At 67.2% G+C, this 21,397-nt stretch carries 18 protein-coding genes and 1 pseudogene; 9 read left to right on the plus strand and 10 right to left on the minus strand.

The genetic code is table 11. The features are described from left to right. The 5 genes from ULB03_RS01120 to ULB03_RS01140 all read left to right on the plus strand — a co-directional run bounded on the left by ULB03_RS01120 (position 1) and on the right by ULB03_RS01140 (position 7,094). Positions 1 to 1,437 (plus strand): glycoside hydrolase family 125 protein, encoded by a 1,437-nt coding sequence (locus tag ULB03_RS01120; protein WP_322481479.1) that lies wholly within the window; start codon positions 1 to 3, stop codon positions 1,435 to 1,437. 79 nt (positions 1,438 to 1,516) lie between these two features. Beyond that, a complete protein-coding gene (locus ULB03_RS01125; RefSeq protein ID WP_322481480.1) occupies positions 1,517 to 3,361 on the plus strand; it encodes a glycoside hydrolase family 35 protein in 1,845 nt (614 codons plus the stop codon). A gap of 94 nt (positions 3,362 to 3,455) precedes the next feature. Then, positions 3,456 to 5,795, plus strand: coding sequence for a GH92 family glycosyl hydrolase (locus ULB03_RS01130; RefSeq protein ID WP_322481481.1), 2,340 nt, complete (start codon positions 3,456 to 3,458; stop codon positions 5,793 to 5,795). A 21-nt stretch (positions 5,796 to 5,816) separates the two neighbouring features. Continuing rightward, a complete protein-coding gene (locus ULB03_RS01135) occupies positions 5,817 to 6,185 on the plus strand; it encodes an L-rhamnose mutarotase (protein WP_322481482.1) in 369 nt (122 codons plus the stop codon). Between the two features lie 150 nt (positions 6,186 to 6,335). Continuing rightward, on the plus strand, positions 6,336 to 7,094 hold the full coding sequence (locus ULB03_RS01140) for an SDR family oxidoreductase (RefSeq protein ID WP_322481483.1): 759 nt from the start codon (positions 6,336 to 6,338) through the stop codon (positions 7,092 to 7,094). 38 nt (positions 7,095 to 7,132) lie between these two features. Here ULB03_RS01140 and ULB03_RS01145 read toward each other — a convergent pair whose 3' ends face one another. Further along, positions 7,133 to 8,158 (minus strand): GlxA family transcriptional regulator, encoded by a 1,026-nt coding sequence (locus ULB03_RS01145; protein ID WP_322481484.1) that lies wholly within the window; start codon positions 8,156 to 8,158, stop codon positions 7,133 to 7,135. 138 nt (positions 8,159 to 8,296) lie between these two features. Between ULB03_RS01145 and ULB03_RS01150 the strand changes: the two genes are divergently transcribed. After that, on the plus strand, positions 8,297 to 8,938 hold the full coding sequence (locus ULB03_RS01150) for a response regulator transcription factor (protein ID WP_322481485.1): 642 nt from the start codon (positions 8,297 to 8,299) through the stop codon (positions 8,936 to 8,938). Between the two features lie 18 nt (positions 8,939 to 8,956). On the opposite strand, the gene ULB03_RS01155 is transcribed toward ULB03_RS01150, so the two are convergent. Then, entirely contained in the window at positions 8,957 to 10,225 is a 1,269-nt protein-coding gene (locus ULB03_RS01155) for a two-component system sensor histidine kinase NtrB (RefSeq protein WP_322481486.1), read from the minus strand. Between the two features lie 284 nt (positions 10,226 to 10,509). Here ULB03_RS01155 and ULB03_RS01160 point away from each other — a divergent pair, with 284 nt between their 5' ends. The 3 genes from ULB03_RS01160 (at position 10,510) to ULB03_RS01170 (ending at position 12,669) form a co-directional block, all read left to right on the plus strand. Continuing rightward, on the plus strand, positions 10,510 to 11,145 hold the full coding sequence (locus ULB03_RS01160; protein ID WP_322481487.1) for a helix-turn-helix domain-containing protein: 636 nt from the start codon (positions 10,510 to 10,512) through the stop codon (positions 11,143 to 11,145). 195 nt (positions 11,146 to 11,340) lie between these two features. Beyond that, positions 11,341 to 11,727 carry a response regulator transcription factor gene (locus ULB03_RS01165; RefSeq protein ID WP_322481488.1) on the plus strand — a complete coding sequence of 129 codons (387 nt, stop codon included), beginning with the start codon at positions 11,341 to 11,343 and terminating at the stop codon, positions 11,725 to 11,727. 312 nt (positions 11,728 to 12,039) lie between these two features. Next, complete coding sequence (locus ULB03_RS01170; protein WP_322481489.1) at positions 12,040 to 12,669, plus strand: response regulator transcription factor; 630 nt, start codon at positions 12,040 to 12,042, stop codon at positions 12,667 to 12,669. 91 nt (positions 12,670 to 12,760) lie between these two features. On the opposite strand, the gene ULB03_RS01175 is transcribed toward ULB03_RS01170, so the two are convergent. From ULB03_RS01175 to ULB03_RS01210, 8 genes and pseudogenes are all read right to left on the minus strand, one after another. Beyond that, positions 12,761 to 14,092 (minus strand): cytochrome c, encoded by a 1,332-nt coding sequence (locus ULB03_RS01175; protein WP_322481490.1) that lies wholly within the window; start codon positions 14,090 to 14,092, stop codon positions 12,761 to 12,763. Further along, positions 14,092 to 16,266: a xanthine dehydrogenase family protein molybdopterin-binding subunit gene (locus ULB03_RS01180; protein WP_322481491.1), complete on the minus strand. Its 2,175-nt coding sequence runs from the start codon at positions 16,264 to 16,266 to the stop codon at positions 14,092 to 14,094. The genes ULB03_RS01175 and ULB03_RS01180 overlap by 1 nt, the downstream gene beginning before the upstream one ends. A 9-nt stretch (positions 16,267 to 16,275) precedes the next feature. After that, positions 16,276 to 16,731, minus strand: coding sequence for a (2Fe-2S)-binding protein (locus ULB03_RS01185; protein WP_322481492.1), 456 nt, complete (start codon positions 16,729 to 16,731; stop codon positions 16,276 to 16,278). 161 nt (positions 16,732 to 16,892) lie between these two features. Continuing rightward, on the minus strand, positions 16,893 to 17,369 hold the full coding sequence (locus tag ULB03_RS01190) for a sensor histidine kinase (protein WP_322481493.1): 477 nt from the start codon (positions 17,367 to 17,369) through the stop codon (positions 16,893 to 16,895). Further along, the gene (locus tag ULB03_RS01195) at positions 17,366 to 18,937 is read right to left on the minus strand and encodes a PAS domain-containing protein (RefSeq protein WP_322481494.1); all 1,572 of its coding nucleotides are present in this window, start codon (positions 18,935 to 18,937) and stop codon (positions 17,366 to 17,368) included. The genes ULB03_RS01190 and ULB03_RS01195 overlap by 4 nt, the downstream gene beginning before the upstream one ends. Before the next feature lie 79 nt (positions 18,938 to 19,016). After that, a complete protein-coding gene (locus tag ULB03_RS01200) occupies positions 19,017 to 19,697 on the minus strand; it encodes a UDP-galactopyranose mutase (protein WP_322481495.1) in 681 nt (226 codons plus the stop codon). A gap of 314 nt (positions 19,698 to 20,011) precedes the next feature. Next, positions 20,012 to 20,167, minus strand: a pseudogene (locus ULB03_RS27355) (NAD(P)-binding protein); the annotation flags it as partial. Further along, entirely contained in the window at positions 20,160 to 21,377 is a 1,218-nt protein-coding gene (locus ULB03_RS01210) for a glycosyltransferase family 1 protein (protein ID WP_322481496.1), read from the minus strand. The pseudogene ULB03_RS27355 and the gene ULB03_RS01210, both read right to left, overlap by 8 nt. Positions 21,378 to 21,397 lie beyond the last annotated feature (20 nt).

Below are 21,397 nucleotides of genomic sequence, written 5' to 3' on the forward strand. Positions count from 1 at the left end.
ATGATCAGCCGTCGTGACACGATGTTGGGCCTGGCCGGCGGGATGCTGGCCGGCGGGCTGGCGGCGAAGCCCGCCTGGGCGGAAAACCGGCCCAGCCGCCGCCCCCCGCCCGCCCAGCGCAAGGTGTCCAGCCCGGCGGTGGAGCGGGAGCTGGCGCGGGTGAAGGCGGCCATCGGCGACCCGGAACTGGCCTGGCTGTTCGAGAACTGCTTCCCCAACACCCTGGACACGACGGTGGAACTGGGGCGGCTGGACGGCAAGGCCGACAGCTTCGTCATCACCGGCGACATCGAATGCCTGTGGCTGCGCGACAGCTCCGCCCAGGTGTGGCCCTACCTGCCGCTGGCCAAGAACGACGCCGTGTTGCGCCAGGTGTTCCAGGGCCTGATCCATCGCCAGGCACGCTGCATCCTGATCGACCCCTACGCCAACGCCTTCCTGCCGGATCCCAAGGGCACCACCCCCAACAAATGGGCGGTGGACGACATGACGGAGATGAAGCCCGGCGTGGCGGAGCGGAAGTGGGAGATCGACAGCCTGTGCTATCCCATCCGCTTGGCCCACGGCTATTGGCGGGCCACCGGGGATGTGGCGCCGTTCGATGAGGAATGGCGGGCGGCGATGCGCCTGGTGGTGGCCACCTTCCGCCAGCAGCAGCGCAAGAACGGCCCCGGCCCCTATCGCTTCCAGCGCAAGGCGGAGACGCCGACCGAAACCTTGGCGCTGGACGGCTACGGCTTCCCCACGCGCAAGGTGGGCATGATCCACGCCATGTTCCGTCCCTCGGACGACGCCTGCCTCTACGCCTTCAACATCCCTGGCAACCTGTTCGCGGTCACCGCCCTCCGGCTTCTGGCGCCCCTGTGGCGGGCCGTGGGCGGGGAGGAGGCCTTGGCCCAGGACGCGCTGGCCCTGGCGGCGGAGGTGGCGACGGCGGTGCGGGCCCATGGCCGCATGACCGACGCGGCCGGCCAGGAAATCTGGGCCTACGAGGTCGACGGCTTCGGCAACCGCCTGTTCATGGACGATGCCAACGTGCCCAGCCTGCTGGGCCTGCCCTATCTCGGCTGCTGCGCTGCCGACGATCCCCTGTACCGCCGCACCCGGGCGCGGGTGTGGAGCGGCGACAACCCCTATTTCTTCCAGGGCACCGCCGGGGAAGGCGTGGGCGGCCCGCATGAGGGCCTGCGCATGATCTGGCCCATGGCCATCATCGTGCGCGCCCTGACCAGCGACGACGACGCCGAAATCCGCCAGTGCCTGGGCTGGCTGAAGACGACGCACGCCGGCACCGGCTTCATGCACGAGGCGTTCGACCAGGACGACCCCAGCCACTTCACCCGGTCCTGGTTCGCCTGGGCCAACACGCTGTTCGGCGAACTGATGATCGATCTGCTGGCCCGCAAGCCGGCGTTGCTCCGCGCGCCTGTGCGCTGAGCGGGCGGGACACATGCCGAAGCCTGACCCGGCCCCGCCCCAGGATCTCACGAACCGGCCCTCCATAAACGGGACTGCCATGATCCCCCGCAGAACCTTTCTGGCCGGCGCCGCCGGTCTCACCGCCGGCGCCATGGCGCCCTTCACCGCCGCGCGGGCGGGTACCAGCCGTTTCACCACCGATGGCGATCACTTCCTGCTGGACGGCCAGCCCCTGCAAATCCTGGCCGGCGAGCTGCACTACCCCCGCATCGCCCGCGCGGACTGGCGCGACCGCCTGCGCAAGCTGAAGAGCCTGGGGCTGAACACGCTCAGCGCCTATGTCTTCTGGAACGCCCATGAGAAGGCGCCGGGACGGTACGACTTCACCGGCAACCTGGATCTGTCCGCCTGGCTGGCCCTGGCGCAGGAGGAGGGGCTGCACGTCCTGCTGCGCGTCGGGCCCTACGCCTGCGCGGAATGGGACGGCGGCGCGCTGCCGGCCTGGGTTTTCGCGGACGAAAGCGTCAAGGCGCGATCGCTGGACCCCACCTACATGCAGCTTTCCGGCCGCTGGCTGAAGCGGCTGGGGCAAGAGGTCGCCCACCTGGAGATCGACAAGGGCGGACCGGTCCTGATGACCCAGGTGGAGAATGAATACGGCTCCTTCGGCCAGGACCACCGCTATATGGAGGCGGTGCGCGACCAGATCCGGTCGGCGGGCTTCGACGGCGCGCTATACACCGTGGACGGCGCGTCGGTCATAGAGAAGGGCGCCCTACCGTCGCTGATCAACGGCATCAATTTCGGCACCACGGACAAGGCGGAGGAAGAGTTCAAGCGCTACGCCGCGTTCAAGCCGTCCGGTCCACGCATCTGCACGGAACTCTGGGGCGGCTGGTTCGATCATTTCGGCGAGGTGCATTCCGCGATGCCGGCGCCGCCCTTGCTCGACAGCCTCAAATGGATGCTGGACCGCCAGATCTCGGTCAGCTTCTACATGGCGCATGGCGGCACCTCGTTCGGGTTCGATGCCGGCGCCAACTTCGACCGCAAGACCGAAACCTATCAGCCCGACATCTCCAGCTACGACTACGACGCCCTGTTCGATGAGGCCGGGCGCCCCACGCCGAAGTTCAGCGCGGTGCTGGAGGTGATGCAGCGCTACCTGCCGGCGGAGCGGTTCGCCCCCCTGCCGGCGCCGCAGAAGGCCCTGGAAATTCCCCGCTTCCGGCTGACCGAGACGGTGGCGGTCACGCCCCTGTTCGGCAAGCCGGTGGCGGCGCCGGCCCCCCGGACGCTGGAATCGCTGGGCCAAAGCCATGGCCTCATGCGCTATGGCCACCGCTTCACCAAGGCCGCCAAGGGCACGCTGCGCATTGGCGAGGTTCGCGATTATGCCGTGGTGTCGGTCAATGGGCGCCGCGTGGGCGTGCTGGACCGGCGCCTGAACGAACGGGAGATCGCCCTGTCCGTCCAGGCGGGGGATAGCCTGGAGATCCTGGTCGACACCATGGGGCACGTCAATTATGGCGAGCGCATCGGCCGGGACCAGAAGGGCCTCATCGGCGGGGTGACCCTGGACGGCCAGCCCTTGCAGGGCTGGACCCATGAGGGGCTGCCGCTGGATGACCTGGCCGGCCTAACGTTCCAGGCCGGCATCGCCGATGGCCCCGCGTTCCATCGGGGCACGTTCGAGCTCAAGGACGCCGGCTACACCTTCCTGGACATGCGCGGCTGGGGCAAAGGCTACGCCTGGGTGAACGGCCACAATCTCGGCCGCCACTGGTCGGTCGGGCCGCAGCGCACCCTGTTCGTGCCGGAAAGCTTCCTCAGGGTCGGGGTGAACGAGGTCATCGTTTTCGACCTGCATCCGGTCCTGGACACCAGCCTGGCCGGCGGACGGGCGCAGATTTGGGACCTGCCGGGTCAGGTCAAGGACTAGGTATCCACATAATCAGCCCGCCGGTTCCCGCGAGGGATGGCGGCACTGTGGGCGCCACGCCAGGAGGCGAGGACGCGATGGGAAGGAGAAGATCATGCTGACACGTCGGACGTTGCTGGGGGGCACCGCCGGCCTGGCCTTGCTGGGCGGAAGTGGGCTGCCGGTGGCGGCGGCCTGGGCCAGGGAAGGGGCGGGGGAGGGCGAGGACCTTACCCGCTGGGTCGATCCCTTCATCGGGACGGGCGGGCATGGCCACACCTACCCCGGCGCCACCGTGCCCTTCGGCATGGTGCAGTTGAGCCCGGACACGGACAATGGCCGCTGGGATTCCTGCTCCGGCTATCACCAGGACGACCGCACCCTGATGGGCTTTTCCCATACCCATCTCAGCGGCACCGGCGTGGGCGACATGCTGGACGTGCTGGTGGTGCCCCGGGTCGGCCCGGTGGTGCTGCAACCCGGCAGCCTTGAAGCGCCCGAGGGCGGCTATCGCGCCCGCTTCGACCATGCCGACGAACAGGCCACCCCCGGCTATTACCGCGTGCGGCTGAAGGACAGCGGTATCGCGGCCGAACTGACGGCCACGGCCCGCGCCGGCCTGCACCGCTACACCTTCCCGGCGGGGGCCACCGGCGACAGCGCGCATCTGCTGATCGACTTCCACCACGGCATGCAGGACAAGCACGGCGTGCCCACCCGGGTGACCGACGCCACCCTGCGGCTGGTGGGCAACGACACCCTGGTCGGCGGCCGGCGGGTGCATCAGTGGGCGGACGGGCGCCACATCTACTTCGCCTTGAAGCTGTCGCGCCCCTTCACCACGGCGCAGCTCTATTCCGACGACCAGCCGGTGGCGGGCGACCAGACCGCCGGCACCAACCTCAAGTGCGCGCTGCATCTTGCCGACGCCGCCAAGGGCCCCCTGCTGGTCAAGGTCGGTCTGTCGGCGGTGGATGTGGACGGCGCGCTGCGCAACCTGCAGGCCGATCTCCCCGGTTGGGACTTCGACCGCGTGCGCGGTGCCGCCCGTGACGCCTGGCAGGCGGAACTGTCCCGCATCCGCATCGATGCCGACAGCGATGTCGACCGCCGCATCTTCTATTCCGCCCTGTATCACGCCCTGCTGGCGCCCACCCTGTTCAGCGATGTGGACGGGCGCTATCGCGGCATGGATGACGCCGTGCATCAGATGCCGGCGGGGCGCCACACCTATTCCACCTATTCGCTGTGGGACACCTATCGAGCCCTGCACCCCCTGTTCACCCTGGTGCAGCCGGAGCGCGTGCCCGACCTGGTGGACGGGCTGGTGCGCATGGCGGTGGAAAGCCCGGCCGGCCCGCCCGTCTGGCCGCTGCAGGGGCGCGAGACGGGCTGCATGATCGGCTGGCACTCCGCCGTCGTGCTGGCGGAAGCGCAGGCCAAGGGCTTCAAGGGCATCGACTACAAGGCCGCCTGGCCGGTGTTCCGCAAGCGGGCCTTCGAGGATACGACCCTGGGCATGGGCGAGTATCGGCGCCTGGGCTACATCCCCAGCGACACGGTGGATGAGGCGGTCAGCCGCACGCTGGAATACGCCTATGACGACTGGGCCATGGCCCACCTGGCGGCGGGTGCCGGCGCCCGCGACGACGCCCGTGCGCTGGTCGACCGCTCCCGCAACTACCGTCATGTCTTCGACCCGGCGCTGACCTTCGTCCGCGCCCGCGACAGCGCCGGCAAGTGGATCGAACCCTTCGATCCCCGCGCCATGGGCCATATGAAGAAGTGGCGGGATTTCACGGAAAGCAACGCCTGGCAGGCCACCTTCCTGAACCAGCATGACCTTTACGGTTACATGGGCCTGTTCGGCGGGCCGGAGGCGTTCGAGCGCAAGCTGGATGAGCTGTTCACCACCAGTTCCGAGATGCCGGCAGACGCCCCGCCCGACATCGCCGGCCTGGTGGGCCAGTACGCCCACGGCAACGAGCCCAGCCACCACGTGGCCTATCTCTACGCCTATGCCGGCGCGCATCATAAGACCCAGGCGCGCGTCCGCATGCTGTTGCGCACCATGCACCAGGACCAGCCGGACGGCCTGGCCGGCAATGAGGACTGCGGCCAGATGAGCGCCTGGTACCTCATGAGTGCCTTGGGCCTGTACGCCGTCGATCCCGTCACCCCCATCTATGTCTTCGGCTCCCCCCTGTTCCGCCGGGCGGAGGTGGTGGTGGGGCCAGGGCGCCGGCTGGTGGTGGAGGCGCCGGGCAACGGCGCGGACAGTCCCTATATCCAGTCGGTCTCCTGGAACGGTGCTGCCTACACCAAGAGCTGGATCAGCCATGCCAGCCTGGCCGCCGGCGGGCGCCTGACCTTCCAGATGGGCCCCAAGCCCAACCCCCGGTTCGGCGCCGACCCCGCCGACCGGCCGCCGTCCTTCACGCCCGTGAAGCTGTGACCTCTTGCAGGGAAGACCGCGATGCGACGCCATGTCCTGATGCTGGATCTGAAGTCCGACCCGGCCTTGATCGAGCGCTATCGCCAATGGCACGCGCCGGGCAAGGTGCCGCCAGCGGTGGTGCGCTCCATACGCCAGGCGGGCATCCTGGACATGGAAATCCATCTCTGCGGCGACCGCCTGGCCATGATCGTGGAGGTATCGGACGACTATGACCCCGAGGCCAAGGCGGCGGCGGACGCCGCCGATCCGGACGTGCAGGCCTGGGAAACCCTGATGAACACCTTCCAGCGCCCCTTGCCCTGGGCGCGGCCCGGGGAGAAGTGGGTGCCGGCGGAGAAGATCTTCAGCCTGGGTGACCAGACGACGGGGGAGAAGGCCGGGCTCTGACGGCTCCGTTGGGGGCATCGCGCTGAATGTCCGTTTTCGTGGCATATATGACATTCAGGCCATGATGGCCGAGGGGTAAAAAGGGACCTGTCACGCCAACCGGCGCAAGGCGGGGCAGGCCCCGTCACCACCCCTCGGGAGTTTCCCATCATGCAGATGACCGGCAATACCATCTTCATCACCGGCGCCACCTCTGGCATCGGCCGCGGCTTGGCCGAGCGCTTCCACGCCCTGGGCAACACGGTGATCATCGCCGGGCGCCGGCAGGCCCTGCTGGACGCGGTCGTGGCGGCCAACCCGGGCATGGCGGCGATCCAGATGGACATCACCGACCCGGCCAGCATCGCCCAGGCCGCCGAAACCCTGATCCGCGATTATCCCGCCCTGAACGTCCTGGTGAACAACGCCGGCATCATGCCGTTCGACGACGCCAGCGGGGTGGTGGACGACACCGTCAGCCAGGCCATCCTGACCACCAACCTCTTGGGCCCGATCCGCATGACCTCGGCCCTGATCGAGCATCTGAAGCGCCAGCCGCAGGCCACCATCATCAACAACACGTCGGTCCTGGCCTATGTGCCGCTGGCGGTGACCGCCGTCTATTCCGCCAGCAAGGCGGCGCTGCATTCCTACACCCTGTCGCAGCGTTTCATGCTGCGCGAAACCTCCGTGCGGGTGCAGGAAATCGCGCCGCCCTGGGTCAACACAGACCTGATCAAGAAGAGCGACGACCCGCGCGCCATGCCGCTGGACGCCTTCATCGACCAGACCATGGCAGGCCTCGCGAGCGACGCGGAAGAGGTGGTGGTGGAGGCGGCCCGCGGCTTCCGCAACAACCCGGGCGCGGGTGAGCACAAGCTGGTGACCGATTTCAACGCTGCACTGATCGCCAATCCCATCCCGGTCTGACCCGCTCCTTGGGCGCGCGCCCTGGCGGGCCCGCGCCTTCAGGCCCCCACCTGCTGGACAGGGCGCCGCACCGCCTGCGGCCCATGGCCAAAGCGGCGCAGGAAAGCGCGGCGCATCCGTTCCCGGTCGGCGAAGCCCGTCTGATGGGCCACGTCGTCCAGGGTGCGCCGCCCGTCCGCCAGCAGGGCGCGGGCGGCATCCAGCCGCAGGCCTTCCACCGCCTTGCCGGGGGACAGGCCGGTTTCCCGATGGAACAGCCGGCTGAACTGCCGGGGGCTCAAGCGGGCGATGTCGGCCAAGGCCTCGACGGACAGCTCGCGGGCCAGGTTACCCCGGGCATAGGCCAGCACCCGCTGGATCCGGTCGGTGGTCGCGGGCAGATCCAGCAGGGCGGACAGTTGCGGCTGCCCGCCGGGCCGGCGGTGGTACAGGACCAGATGCCGCGCCACCGCCTGGCAAATGTCGGGCCCCAAGTCCTGTTCGATCAGGGCCAGGGCAAGGTCCACGGTGGCGCTCATGCCCGCCGAGGTCCAGATGTTGTCATCGCTGACGAAGATACGGTCGGCCTGCACCCGGACCTTGGGATAGCGGTGTTGCAGATCGGCGGCGTGGGCCCAATGGGTGGTCGCGCGCCGGCCATCCAGCACCCCGGCCTCCGCCAGCAGAAAGGCCCCGGTGCAGGGGGCCACCAGCCGCCGGGCGCCGGCGGCGGCCTGGCGCAGGAAGGATCGCATACCCCGCGACGGCGTGGGCGACGTGGCCGGGTGGACGAACGCCCCGATGGAAAAGATGGTGTCGAAGGACGGGTCGCCGATGGCGGCCGTGCGCACGGCCAGGCCGACGGAACTGGGGATCTCGCCCCCCGCCTCCGACAGGAAAGAGACGCTGTAGGCCGGCTTCGGCAACGCCGTGTTGGCCTGTTCGAAAGCGGCAGCGACCGCCAGGTTCATGACCTGGAAGCCGGGTGCCAGAATTAAGCCCACCGTGTGCATCAGGCGTCCATCCCGTTCCATGTGCCGCCGCGGTGTCTTCCGCAGCATGGAACCAGGGTGATCGCCGACCATCGCGTTTTAAATCCTACCGCCATCTTGGCAGCCCCATACCGAGGTATGAGGTCACGCACCGCGCCGGCTGGGGCATCTTGAGCGCCCTGCCTATTGGTTGATGCGCCGCCCATCGGTCGAGACGTGGAGTATCGTCACATGCCTCATGATTCCGACCCGGAAGATCCCCGGCATTCAAAGCCCCTGGTCGTGGTGATCGACGATGACGCGCTTTTGCGCGACGCCCTCGTCGACCTGTTCCTGTCGGTCGGCACCGATGTGACCAGCTACGATTCCGCCACCGCCTTTCTCAACGATGGCATTCCCGACCGTCCTTGCTGCCTGGTGTTGGATGTCCGCATGCCGGAGCAAAGCGGACTGGAGCTTCAGGCGCGGCTGAAGGCGGAAGACAGGCAAGCGCCCATCGTCTTCATCACCGCCCACGCCGACGTGCGCATGTCCGTCCGCGCGATGAAACAGGGGGCGGTCAATTTCCTGCCCAAGCCGTTCCGCGAACAGGATCTGCTGGACGCGGTGTGGGAGGCCATCCGGTGCGACCGGGAGCGATGGATACAGCGGCGGCATCTGGCGGATTTGCGGCGCCTGGCCCAGGACCTCACCCCCCGCGAGGTGGAGGTGCTGAAAGCCATGGGCCGTGGCCTTCTGAACAAGCAGATCGCCCATGAGCTGGGGATCGCCGAGATCACGGTGAAGATGCATCGCAGCAGCGCCTTCCGCAAATTGGGCGCGTCGACGTCCTCGGACTTCATCCAGAAGGTCAGCATGCTGGAACTGGGCTGACGCGCCTGACCGGAGGCATCAGCGGAACATCTGCCGGTCATACGGCAGAATGAAGCGGAAGATGGTCCCCAGTTTCTCGACACTCACCACGGACAGGTCGCCGCCGTGGCTGTTGATGATTGATTTGCAGATGACCAGGCCCAGCCCCATGCCATCCTCCTTGGTGGAGAAGAAGGGCTCAAAGATGCGGCCCAGGGTTTCCTGGGTCATACCCGGACCGTTGTCGCGGATTTGAACCTCCACCCCGCCGGACCGCTCCTTGTCGCACAGGGCCACGGTGATCACGCGCTCGGGCATCTGCGCCTGCGCCATAGCCTGCATGGCGTTGAGCGCCAGGTTGATGATCACCTGCTTTATCTCCACCTCGTCGACCCGCACGGCGGGAAGATCGGGTTCGATCAGCGTCCGGATGGTCACGTCATAGAGATGCGCTTCGCTATCGATCAGCGCCAGGGCGTCCTTGACCAGGGCGTCGGCACTGGTGGTCGTGCGTTTGGGCGCCTTGCGCAGGAAGGTCTTGATGCGGCCCACGACATCGCTGGCCCGCTGGGCGTCGCGGCGGATCTGGTACAGGGCGTTCAGCGCCCTGTCGGTCGAGGGCTCCGCCCGCAGCAACCACTGTTCCGCCGCGACGGCGGAGGCCGCGATGGCCGCGATGGGCTGCGCCACATCATGGGCGATGGAGGCGCTCAACTCGCCAACCGTGGAAACGCGTGCGGCATGCGCCAGGTCACCCCGCGCGTTCAGAACCATCTCCTGCGCGCGCTTCTGGTCGCTGACATCGAAGGCGTAGAACAGGATGCGCCGCGCATCGCCGGAGGATGGCAAGGTGGCGCGCCAAATGATCGGCACCACGCGGCCGTCGATGGTATGCAGCACCCGCTCCCCCTGGGCCGACACCTTGCCATCCAGCAAGGCCTGGTAGACACGGGTTGTGATCTCCTGGTTGGCGGGCAGCAATTGGGGCGCGATCTCCTGGAAATGGGCCTTGTCGCGCGCGCCCAGCAACCGCAGCATGGCGTCGTTGGCATCCACGAACCGATGGTGCCTGCGGTGGTCCCGCACCAGGTCGGGATGGGCCTGCAGGTGGGCAACGACATCGGTGACCCCCTTCGCCCTCAAGGCCGCCAGGAAGGGGCGCATGCCGGACCAATCCTCGATCAGCATGGGGATGGGCGCGTCATCGAAATAAGCCCGCCGGAAGGCCCGGTAGCGCTGGAAGCAGCTGACCAGCAGCCCGACGACTACGCAGAGCGACACCCCCGCTGCGAGGATAAGGGGCGGCAAATCCTGGATCATTGTCGTCGCGTCTGAGGGATGGCCGGATAGGGGGAAGCGACATCGCTTCATTCCGGCGAACCCCCTGGGCTGTCGCCGTCGTCTCAAGACGTAATTTATCGGTTTCAGGCGGACTTGGACCTTAAACCGGGGGAGGGTCGTTGGCGCCCCCACCCTAGACCACGGTATAGGGTATCACCTACCCGGTAGGGGTTGGCACCAGCATGCGTACGATTCCATAACTTCACCCACCAAATCACGATGCTCCCGCCTTGTTTGATGGGGAGTGGACGATGGACCAGTATGCGCAAGAACCCGCCGCGTACGCGGCGGAACAGATCGGTGCGAAGCATGGCGGGGCCGACGGCGGCCAGGCGGAACGGCTGATGTCCCTGGCGATCAACGCCAGGGATGCGCTGGATTTCGATCTATCAGCCGTTCGGGAGTATCTTGAGGAAATAACCAGCGTTCTTGGAATCATGGACCCCGGACGCGAGGGGGTGGAGCTGGTTTCCGTGACGCCTGTCGCCCGGGGATGTCCGGGCAAGGGAGGTCTGACACCGTGGCAGCTGAAGCAGGTCATGGACCATATCGAGAAGGGGCTGGCCCTGCCCATCCTGCTGAAGGAACTCGCGGAGGTCAGCCGCCTCAGCTATTCCTATTTCGCCCGCGCCTTCAAGGTGACGGTGGGGGAGACGCCCCGGGATTTCGTCGCCAAGAAGCGCATACGCCGGGCACAGATGCTGATGCTGTCTACCAACGACACCTTGAGCGAGGTCGCCTGCGCCTGCGGCTTCTGCGACCAGGCCCATTTCTCCCGTATCTTTCGCCGGCTGGTGGGCGAAACGCCGCTCCGGTGGCGCCGGACCTGGAAACGGAATTGGCATCCGGCGCCGCAGGACGCCCTCACCGCTCGGCTGGCCCAATGATACCTCTGGTCGCGGCAACGCACCCATGTCGGCTAAGGTCGCGCCCTGGCTCGCCAGCGTCTGTGCCCGGTGATAAAAACCTTCAGCGATTCATAGTAGTTTAAATGTCTTGGTTGTCTTTGGGTGCCGGGGTTTGCGATCGGACACGGCCAGGGCGACGCGTGGTCGGCGGTGGCGGGACCGGAACCAGGATGAGTGAAGGCGACCGGGATGACGTCTGAGAAGGCCGTTGCTGTGATTGACGATGACGCGTCCGTCCGGACAAGTCTGGAGGACTTGTTGCAGTCCTTCGGCTACGCCACCATGGCGTTCGCGTCAGCGGAAGAGTTCCTGGCGTCGAACCTGGGCCTGGTTGACTGTGTCATATCCGACATCCAGATGCCGGGAATGTCCGGCCTGGAAATCCAGCCGCTGCTGCGCAAGCGGGGCGTGATGTGCGCCGTCATTCTGCTGACGGCGTTTCCCAGCGAACAGGTCCGCACCCGCGCACGCAAACTGAACGTCCATGATTTCTTTGAAAAGCCCTGCAATCCCGAGGCGCTGATCGCCAGCGTCGAACGGGCCTTGGCGCCCACGGCCTGACCGTGCGGGCGCCCGACGTGACAACGGCCGGCAGCGGCAAAAACAAACAAAGCACCCCGCGTGTCGCCTGGTCGGTCAGTTGGTGAAATAAGTTACCGCCTTCTGCCATTATATCGAACGGGTGGATCACACTTCGTTACCTAGTCTGCCGGCATGTGCATTAGCAGACCTCAGGATATGTCTGAGTTTTTTGCGGTTGCGGACGACTTGTGTTACGGTGTTAGTCGATTTTTAAGGAACGGTCATGGCTGCGGGCCGCACACGCCCGTGTCATTCGCCCCCTATTTACCCTCGACGCGACGCACCACCCCCATGACCAAGACCGAGCTCGTTGAGGACGCCCCCTTCGTCTACGTCGTCGATGATGATGAAGATGTGCGTGGCGGCGTGACCGACCTGTTCCGGTCCGTCGGCCTCAATGTGAAAAACTATCCCTCAACCCGGGACTTTCTCGCCGACACCTTGCCGGACCGCCCCAGCTGCCTGGTCCTGGACGTGCGCTTGCCGGGGGAAAGCGGATTGGAATTCCAGAACCGCCTGAACGCGACCGGAACCCGGCTGCCCATCATCTTCATCTCCGGCCATGCCGACGTCCCCATGTCGGTGCAGGCCATGAAGTCGGGCGCCGTGGACTTCCTGCCCAAGCCATTCCGGGAACAGGAGCTGCTGGACGCCGTGTCCGGCGCCTTGCGCGTGGACGCCCAGCGGCGACGGGAAGAGCGGGACCTGGATGAGCTGCGCCAACTGGCAGCCCAACTCACCCCCCGTGAGGTGGAGGTGCTGAAGGCGGTGGATCGCGGCCTGCTCAACAAGCAGATCGCGTTTGAAATGGGCATCGCCGAAATCACCGTGAAAATGCACCGCAGCAGCGCCTTCCGCAAACTGAAGGCCCGCAGCGTCGCCGACATGATCCAAAAGGTGCGCCGCCTAGCCCTGCGGTAGGGGCCCGTCCGGGTTGGGGTGCGATCGCTTCAGGGGCACTCACCTGAAGCGATCGCACGACGGAACGCCCACGACCTGTGAGGAAGCAGGGTCAGTCCGCCCGCAGGCGGGCGACGTCCTGGGCGGTGATCCTCGACGCCTCGGCGCCGAACCGGCCGGTGACGTAATTGGCGACGGCGGCGATTTCCTCGTCCGAGTAGGCGCCGGCGAAGCCGGGCATGTAGGGGCGCCCCGCCACTTGCGGGCCGGAGCCTTTCAGGATCATGAGGGCGACGTTGGCGGCGCTGGGGTCATTCACCGCCCGCTTGGCCGTCAATTGCGCCTCGGCCGAATTGACGCCGGCACCGTTCCAGGCATGGCAGCTGGCGCAGGCCCCTTCGAACATGCGCTTGCCGTCGATGGCGCCCGCCACGGCGGTGGCATGGTCGCGCGGGGCGGGACCGGCCGGGGCCGGCAGGGCGGTATGGATCGCCGGCACACTTTGCAGGTAGGTCCGGATGGCCGCGATGTCGGACGGGACCAGCTTGGAGAAGCTCAGCTCGACCGCCTCGCGCATGGGGCCGGAGGCCACGCTGCGGCCCTTGGCATGGCCATGCGCCAGATAGGCCTCGATCTCCGGTGCCGACCACGTGCCGATGCCGCTGGTTGGGTCCGGGGTGATGTTATAGGCGTTCCAGCCCTCCGCCTGTCCGCCGGCGAACTTGCGCCGGGTATCCATCGCCTGGAACAGGGTACGGGGCGTGTGGCATTCGCCGCAGTGGGCGGCGCCCTCGACCAGATAGGCGCCACGGTTCCACTCGGGGCTGCGGTCAGCCACGGGCTCGAACCGCTGGCCGGGGTTGAAGAACGCCCCCCAGACCGCCATCAACCAACGCTGGTTGAAGGGGAAGGAGAAGGTGTCGGGCCGGTTCGCCTGACGCACCGGCGCCAGGGAGAAGAGATAGGCCTTGATGGCCAGCACGTCCTTATCCGTCATCAGGCTGTACGAGGCGTAGGGGAAGGCCGGATAAAGATGCCGTCCACCCGGCGCCAGGCCCTTATGCACCGCCGCCAGGAAGTCCGCGTCCGTCCAGCGGCCGATGCCGGTTTCGGCGTCCGGCGTGATGTTGGGGGTGTACAGCGTGCCAAAGGGCAGCTTGAACGGCCGGCCGCCGGCATAGGGCGTGCCGCCCTCCGCCGTATGGCAGGCCTGGCAGTCGGCCGCCGCCGTCAGGTAGGCGCCCCGTTCCAGCACGGCGGCGGTCGCCAGTTCCTGGGGCACACCGGTGGGCGAGGGGCCCTTGTAGTCCGCCAGGGAAACCCGCGTCCCCTTGGCGAAATCCAGGGGGCCGGGCAGGAAAACGGCATGGGCCAGCACGGCGGCGCCGGCGACGGCGATGATGCCGACGGCGACCAGCGCCCTTCTTTTCGTGGTTCCGCGCATCAGGTCCGCCCCACCTTGGCAAGCAACGTCTGGTCGATGGGCATGCGGGTCAGCTGCACCCCCGTCGCGGCATAGATGGCATTGGCCACGGCGGGCTGAACCGTCGTGGTTCCAGGCTCGCCGATACCGCCGGGTGCTTCGGTGGACGGGACCAGATGCACCTCGACCGCCGGCATCTCATCGATGCGGACGACGCGGTAGTCATGGAAATTGCTCTGCTGCACCCGGCCCTTCTCGAACGTGATGCGGCCGTGCAGCGCCGCCGACAGGCCGAAGACCAGCCCACCCTGGATTTGGGAAATCACGCCATCCGGGTTCACCACCATGCCGCAATCGACGGCGGTGACCAGGCGGCGCACCCGCACCGTGCCATCGTCATCCACCGCCACCTCGGCGATGGTGGAGAGGAAGCTGCCGAAGACCGTTTGCAGGCATATGCCCCGGCCCACCCGCTCGCCCGCCTTGGCGGCCAGGGGCGTGCCCCAGCCGGCCTGCGTCGCCGCCGTGTTCAGCACCTGCAGGGCCCGCGGGTTGGCCGTCAGCAGGGCGCGGCGGAAGTCCAGCGGGTCGCTCTTGGCTTCACGCGCCAGCCGGTCGATGAAGCTTTCGACGCTGAAGATATTGTTGTTGGGGCCCACGCCGCGCCAGAAGCAGGTGGGCACGCCTTGCGGCTCGTGGCGCACATAGTCGACATGAAAGCCGCCGACGGCGTAGGGCTGGTCGGCGGCGCCATCAATGGCGTCGATGTCGACGCCGCCGCTGAACGCCGGGGGCAGCCAGCGGGCGATGACGGCAGGCCCGACGACCTTGTGGCGCCAGGCGACGGGCTTACCGTTTTCCAGCCGGGCGGACAGCCAGCTCCCGTAGGTGGAGCGGTACATCGCCTTCTGGATGTCCTCTTCCCGCGTCCACACCACCTTGACCGGGCCATCGACATGGGCGGCGATGCGCACCGCCTTGTCCACCATGTCCACCTCCAGCCGGCGGCCGAAGCCGCCGCCCAGCAGGTGGTTGTGGATGATGATCTGGTCGGGCTTCAGGCCAGAGGCCTGGGCCGCCTTGGCCTGGGCCATGGTCATCACCTGCGTGCCGATCCAGATCTCGCAGGCGCCCGGCCGCAGGTGCACGGTGCAGTTCATCGGCTCCATGGGGGCGTGCGCCAGGAAGGGCAGCTCATAGCTGGCGCTGATCACCCCGGCGTCGCCTGGGCGGGCGTCCGCGCCCTCGCTTTTGACCGGCACGCCCGGCTGCTTCGCCGCCTCGTGCATCGCCGCACGCAGGCTTTCGGTCGACAGTGTGGCGTTGGGGCCCTCATCCCACTCGATGACCAGCTTGTCCAGGCCCTTCTTCGCGGCCCACGTGTGGTCCCCGACCACGGCCACCAGGTCCTCCAGCACCACCACCTGGCGCACCCCGGCCACGGCCCGCGCCTGGGTATCGTCAACGCGCCGGATCTTGCCACCGGGCACGGGGCAGCTGGACAGGGTGGCGACCTTCACGCCCGGCGGCATGGCGTCGATGCCATACTTGGCCGTGCCGTTGCCCTTGGCCTCGATATCCAGGCGCGTCTGGGTCTTGCCCAGCAGGCGGAAGGTCTTGGGATCCTTCAGCGGCGGATCCGAGGGCGGTGTCATGCGGGATGCCGCCGCCGCCAGCTCACCATAGGGCAGCGATCGGCCGCTGGCCGCGTGCCGGACCATGCCGTCCTGGGTTTCGCAGGCTGTGGAAGCCACCTGCCAGCGCTGGGCCGCCGCCTGCACCAGCATGGCCCGCGCCGCCGCCCCGGCCTTGCGCATGGGCGTCCAATAGGCGCGAACGGAGGTGGAGCCGCCGGTGGCCTGGACCTTGAAGATCGGATTGCCGTAGAGCGCGTCGCTGGGCGGCGCCGCCTCCAGCCGGACGGCGGCCAAGGGCAAATCCAGCTCCTCCGCGATCAGCATGGTCAGGGCGGTGTAGATACCCTGGCCCATTTCCACCTGGGGCATGATCAGGGTCGCGGCGCCGTCGCCGGCGATGCGGATGAAGGCGTCGGGCGCGAAAACGGCGGGGGCATCCTCACGCGCCACGGCCAAACGCCCCAGGGGCAGGTCAACGGCCAGCAGGAGGCCGCCATAGGCCAGGCCGCGCAGCAGGTCGCGGCGCGAGGCGCCAGAGGGCGAGGGGTGCGTATCCATCAACTCACCTCAGGCTTGAGAGGCGGCGCGCTTCACGCCATCACGGATGCGGACATAGGTGCCGCAGCGGCAAATGTTTCCCGCCATGGCGGCGTCGATGTCGGCGTCGGTGGGCGCCGGCGTCTGCGCCAGCAGGGCCGCGGCGGCCATGATCTGGCCCGACTGGCAGTAGCCGCACTGCGCCACCTGAAGGTCCATCCAGGCCTTCTGCACCTTGGCGCCGGCGGGGGTGGCGCCGATGCCTTCGATGGTGACGACGGGCATGTCGCCCACATCGCCCACGGCCAGCTGGCAGGACCGCACGGGCGTGCCGTCCACATGCACGGTGCAGGCGCCGCACTGGGCGACGCCGCAGCCGAACTTGGTGCCGGTCATGCCCAAGACATCCCGCAATACCCACAGCAGGGGCGTGTCCTGCTCCACCTCCACATCGTGGACGGTGCCGTTGATGGAAATCTTGATCATGGAATTCCCCGTTCTGGCGGCAGCCGATGCCGCTGCGCGCCTCGCATGGCGCACATCGCTTCACAGGCTCAACTGTTACCGTAGGCATTGAACTTGGGCATTCATACCGCGGTATGGGTGCCACCGGGGGTGCGATGTCGTTGCGTAAAAGGCGGCGCGTATCAGTCCGCCGCCACGGGCAAGCGGATTTGGAAACGCGCCCCGCCACCCGGCAGGTTGCTGGCCGACAACTGGCCGCCATGCCGCTGGACGATGGAGCGGCAGACGGAAAGGCCGATCCCCATGCCATAGCTCTTGGTGGAGCGGAAACTCTCGAACACGCGCTCCACGTCACCGGATGGTATGCCGGGTCCGTTGTCGTCGATGGTGGCGACGGCCCAGTCACCATCGGCCCTTAGGGTGACGGTGATGGCGCGTTCCTCGACATCGCTCTGGGCCAAGGCCTGTTGCGCGTTCAACAAGATATTGAACACCACCTGCTGCAACTGGACCCTGTCCCCCTCCACCACGCACGGGGCCTTGCCGGCATCGATGCACACGGTCACCCGGGCATGCTCCAGCTCATGGGAGAGGAAGGCCACGGTGTCCCGCGCCAGTTTGGCGATGTCGACCGGCTCGCTCTGGTAAGGGGCCCTCACGGCCATGTCACGGATGCGACTGACGATTGCCGTGGCCCGGTCCACGCTGTCCATGATCTTGGCGACCAGTTCCCGCACCACCGGAACGTCCACCACGTCGCGCGACAGCCAGCGCCGGACCGCCTCCCCCGGGAGGAGATGGCGCTAAGAGGCTGCGCCACCTCGTGGGCCAGCGACGCCGTCAGCTCCCCCAGGATAGCCACCCGTGCCGCATGGGCCAATTCCGCCTGCATGGCCTGCACCGCGGCGCGGGCCGCCTCCTGCCGCGAAATGTCGATCAGGCCGACATAGGCGATGTTCTGGCTGCGCAATTCTGGTGGCACGACATTGAACCAAAGGCAGGGCACCAGGCTGCCGTCCAGACGGCCGATCAGGTGCTCTCCCTGATAGGTGCAGTGGCCGCCAAAGCTGGCGGTCATGGACTCACGCAGGCCGCGCATATGATGCGGCGTGGTAACCCAGCGGATGGGGCCCAGCAACGCGTCCTTGGATGCGGCGCGCATCAGGGTCAGCGCGCTGGCGTTCGCGTCGACGCAAAGGATTTCCGCCTTGGCCTGTTCCAGGAAGTCGGGATTCTGGTCAATATAAGCGCCAAGATCGACGACGCCTTGCTCGCGCAAGGCCGCGTACGTGCGGTTTATGGCGGTGGTGTCGAAGCGGAAGAAGGCGACACCGCTCGCCTCGAACAAAGTCCGCAACCGGTTCTCGCTGCGCGCCAACTCGGCCAGCGCCTTCTTCTGATCATCAATGTCGATCACGCCGACGATGACCCGGCCCGAGGGGACCGTTTCGGACGGGAAGGCGGTGGTGAACAGGCACTCGAACGTGGTGCCGTCGGCACGGGCCAGCCTGACTTCGGCAACGTAGCTGGGGTCACGCCGCATGCCCCTGAGCAAGCCGGTGGTGAAATGAACCAGGCTGTCGTCCGGCCAATAGGGCCGGATGTCGGCGAAGTCACTTTGTTGCCTCCCGCCGAACAGCTCCATGGTGCGCTGGTTGACGGCGATCACCTTCACCTGCTGTTGCAGCCAGCGGACATAGTCCGGGTTCGCCGCGAAATAAGCGGCCATGTCGGTGACGCCCTCGGCCATCTTCTGGCGCACGGCCATGGCCGCCACGTGGAAGTCCATGTCCCAGAAGGAAACGGCCAGGGCGTGGAACAGGTTGGTGTTGCGGACGGTCAGGTCCTCCAAGGTCGCCTGCGTCGCCCGGGCCGCCGTGATGTCGCGGGCCGCGTCCATGAAGAGTCCGCCGTCCGGCGTGATGCGGCTGATGCTGACCTCAAGGGTCAGGATGGTGTCTCCGGCGCCGCGCCGGTGCAGTTCACCCCGCCACACACCGCCGCCGGCCAGGGCGCCGTCGATCTCCTGCCGCGCCGCCTCATCCTGCGGTCCCAGCACATCCGTGGCCATCCGGCCCTGGGCCGCCTCCGCCGCGATGCCGTAGAGCCGCTCCGCCACCGGGTTCAGGGCCAGCAACCGCCCCGCTTCATCGTACAGCACAACGGCGTCGTTCAGACCCTGCAGCAGGGAGGCGAGCAAGGGCGGGAGGGGCGTCGGGTCGGGCAAGGCGGCCAATCATGGGGCAGGGTCGGTATGCCCGCAGCCAATGCGCGACGGCCGTGATTGTCAAGCGCGCACCGTCCTTTCAACCACCGCCTGCCAGTTCCAGCACGGCCGCCGCAGGCGACACTCGGCGGCGGGGCAGCCGTTCCTCGATGCGCCGGAATGTGGCCAGCGCCTGGGCCACCACCTGGTCCATGTTGTAATAGCGGTATGTCGCCAGGCGGCCGACGAACCAGGTATCGGACGTCGCGTCGGCCATGGCCTCGTACCGTTTGTACAGCGCCTGGTTCTCCGGCCTGGGAACGGGATAGTAGGGGTCGCCGACATCGCTGGGGTACTCATAGGTCAGGGCCGTCTTGGGATGGTCCTGGCCGGTCAGGTGCTTGTACTCCGTCACCCGGGTATAGGCCTGGTCCTGGGGATGGTTCACCACCGCCACCGGCTGGTGCCAGGGCCGGTCCAGGGTCACGAGATCGAATCTCAGCGACCGATAGGGCAGGGGGCCGTGGCGATAGCCGAAGAACTCATCAACCTGCCCGGTGTAGATCAGGCGCTTGTGCGGGACCACGCCTTGGATGTCGGCGTAATCGGTCTGCAGCATGATCTTGATGTTGGGGTGACGCAGCATGCGTTCGAACAGGCGCGTGTATCCATCGCGCGGCATGGCCTGAAAGCTGTCGGTGAAATAGCGGTCGTCGGTATTGGTGCGGGTGGGCACACGGGCGGTGACGGATCTGTCCAGCTGGCTGGGTCCAGGCCCCATTGCTTGCGGGTGTAGCCGCGGAAGAACTTCTCATACAGTTCCCGACCCACGGCGCTGACCACAACATCCTCCGATGTCTGGATGGGCGCCACCGGTTCCGCCCGGGCGCGCAGGAAGGCGGCGGCCTCCTCATCGCTGGTAAGGGACAGGCCATAGAGGACGTTGAGGGTGGTGCGGTTGATGGGAATGGGCACCAGCTTGCCATCCACCGATGCCAGGACACGGTGGCTGTAGTCGCGCCAATCGGTGAAGGCGGAAAGGTAGTCGACGACCTGCGCGTTGTTGGTGTGGAAGATGTGTGGCCCATATTCGTGGATCAACAGGCCATCGGTGGTGTGGCGGTCATAGGCGTTGCCCGCGACATGCGGCCGCCGGTCGATCAACAGGACACGCTCATCGCGCTGGCTCGCCAGACGCTCAGCCAGCACGCTGCCGGCAAAGCCGGCGCCAACGATCAGCCAATCAAACATGGGCGGGCTCCGCCAAGGCGCTGATGGCCGCCTCGCGCCGCGACGGCTGGACGGGGGAGATAGCCCGGCCCCGTGCCTTGGCGGAGGCGATACCCTGGATCAAGCCGTGCATGCCGGCCCAGGTCTTGTCCCAGGATGACAAGGACAGTTGACGTTTCACCGCCGCCCGCCAGAGATCCCGGGGTTGCCTCAGCAATCCATCCAGGTGACGCGCCATGTCCTGGGCGTTATCCGCGATCTTGACCAAATCCTTGGCGCCGTAGGGCGTCACCACGTCGGTGATGGGCGTGGAAACCACCGGCACCCCGGCCGCCAGGAACTCCGGCGTCTTGGTCGGGCTGATGAAGCGTGTCGCCTCATTCAGGGCGAAGGGCATGAAGCCCGCATCCCAGCCGGCCAGATAATGGGGTAGCGCTTCATAGCTCTTCGGCCCCAGCCAGTGCAGGTTGGGCCGCCGGGGCAGGGCGGCCGGGTCGATCTTGACCACGGGCCCCAGGATGACGAACTGCCAGTCGGGGCGCTGGTCGGCCAATTGGGCCACCAGGTCGCGGTCCATGCGTTCATCGATCACGCCGAAAAAGCCGACGCGCGGATGGGGAATTTCCAACTGGTCGGCCGGCTCGGCCCCGTCATGGCTCAGCGCCTGGGCGAAGTGCGCCACATCGATGCTGGACGGGAAGGGATGAACGCTGTGATGGCGATGGCGCTTGGCGGCATATAGGCTCATGCCCCCCGTGAAGACCAGATCCGCCTTGGCGAACAGGGCGCTCTCCTGCGCCAGCAACCGGGGTGAAGCGCCCAGGAAGGCGGACAGCTCATCCATATTGTCGTAGACCGTGACAGCGGCCGGAAGATCGGCGCTGAAGTCCACGGCGGCCGGCGTGTAGTACCACAGCACGCGGGACGATGGGTCCCGGCCGGCCAGCAGCGCATAGATCAACTGGCTGAGATGGAAGCTGAGGGCATCGCCCTCCAAGCCCTGCGGCAGCAACGGCACCACCACCGAAACGCCGTCCGGCCGCAACGTGATGTCCAGCCGGGGCGAAGCGACCGCGTCGCCATCCGGCGCGACGAAAACTGGTTCCTCGATGAACAGCACCCGATACTGCTTGGCCGCCCGGCTCAGCAGGTGCTGCGGCCGCTGGCGCACGAAATCCCACCGCAAATGAGAAAAACAGACCAGGTCGGCCGGATGCGCCGGGTCAGGCATGATCGAGTCAAGGCGTGGGC

Origin of the sequence: Nitrospirillum goiasense, from assembly GCF_034427435.1 — a bacterium.
Taxonomy (GTDB): domain Bacteria; phylum Pseudomonadota; class Alphaproteobacteria; order Azospirillales; family Azospirillaceae; genus Nitrospirillum.

What these genes read in the sequence shown, in the direction of transcription:
- ULB03_RS01200 (WP_322481495.1), bottom strand. Translation starts at nt 19,697, where the DNA reads ATGGGGCCTGGACCCAGCCAGCTGGACAGATCCGTCACCGCCCGTGTG.
- ULB03_RS01170 (WP_322481489.1), top strand. Translation starts at nt 12,040, where the DNA reads ATGACCAAGACCGAGCTCGTTGAGGACGCCCCCTTCGTCTACGTCGTC.
- ULB03_RS01120 (WP_322481479.1), top strand. Translation starts at nt 1, where the DNA reads ATGATCAGCCGTCGTGACACGATGTTGGGCCTGGCCGGCGGGATGCTG.
- ULB03_RS01140 (WP_322481483.1), top strand. Translation starts at nt 6,336, where the DNA reads ATGCAGATGACCGGCAATACCATCTTCATCACCGGCGCCACCTCTGGC.
- ULB03_RS01175 (WP_322481490.1), bottom strand. Translation starts at nt 14,092, where the DNA reads ATGCGCGGAACCACGAAAAGAAGGGCGCTGGTCGCCGTCGGCATCATC.
- ULB03_RS01125 (WP_322481480.1), top strand. Translation starts at nt 1,517, where the DNA reads ATGATCCCCCGCAGAACCTTTCTGGCCGGCGCCGCCGGTCTCACCGCC.
- ULB03_RS01185 (WP_322481492.1), bottom strand. Translation starts at nt 16,731, where the DNA reads ATGATCAAGATTTCCATCAACGGCACCGTCCACGATGTGGAGGTGGAG.
- ULB03_RS01210 (WP_322481496.1), bottom strand. Translation starts at nt 21,377, where the DNA reads ATGCCTGACCCGGCGCATCCGGCCGACCTGGTCTGTTTTTCTCATTTG.
- ULB03_RS01180 (WP_322481491.1), bottom strand. Translation starts at nt 16,266, where the DNA reads ATGGATACGCACCCCTCGCCCTCTGGCGCCTCGCGCCGCGACCTGCTG.
- ULB03_RS01145 (WP_322481484.1), bottom strand. Translation starts at nt 8,158, where the DNA reads ATGGTCGGCGATCACCCTGGTTCCATGCTGCGGAAGACACCGCGGCGG.
- ULB03_RS01135 (WP_322481482.1), top strand. Translation starts at nt 5,817, where the DNA reads ATGCGACGCCATGTCCTGATGCTGGATCTGAAGTCCGACCCGGCCTTG.
- ULB03_RS01130 (WP_322481481.1), top strand. Translation starts at nt 3,456, where the DNA reads ATGCTGACACGTCGGACGTTGCTGGGGGGCACCGCCGGCCTGGCCTTG.
- ULB03_RS01150 (WP_322481485.1), top strand. Translation starts at nt 8,297, where the DNA reads ATGCCTCATGATTCCGACCCGGAAGATCCCCGGCATTCAAAGCCCCTG.
- ULB03_RS01160 (WP_322481487.1), top strand. Translation starts at nt 10,510, where the DNA reads ATGGACCAGTATGCGCAAGAACCCGCCGCGTACGCGGCGGAACAGATC.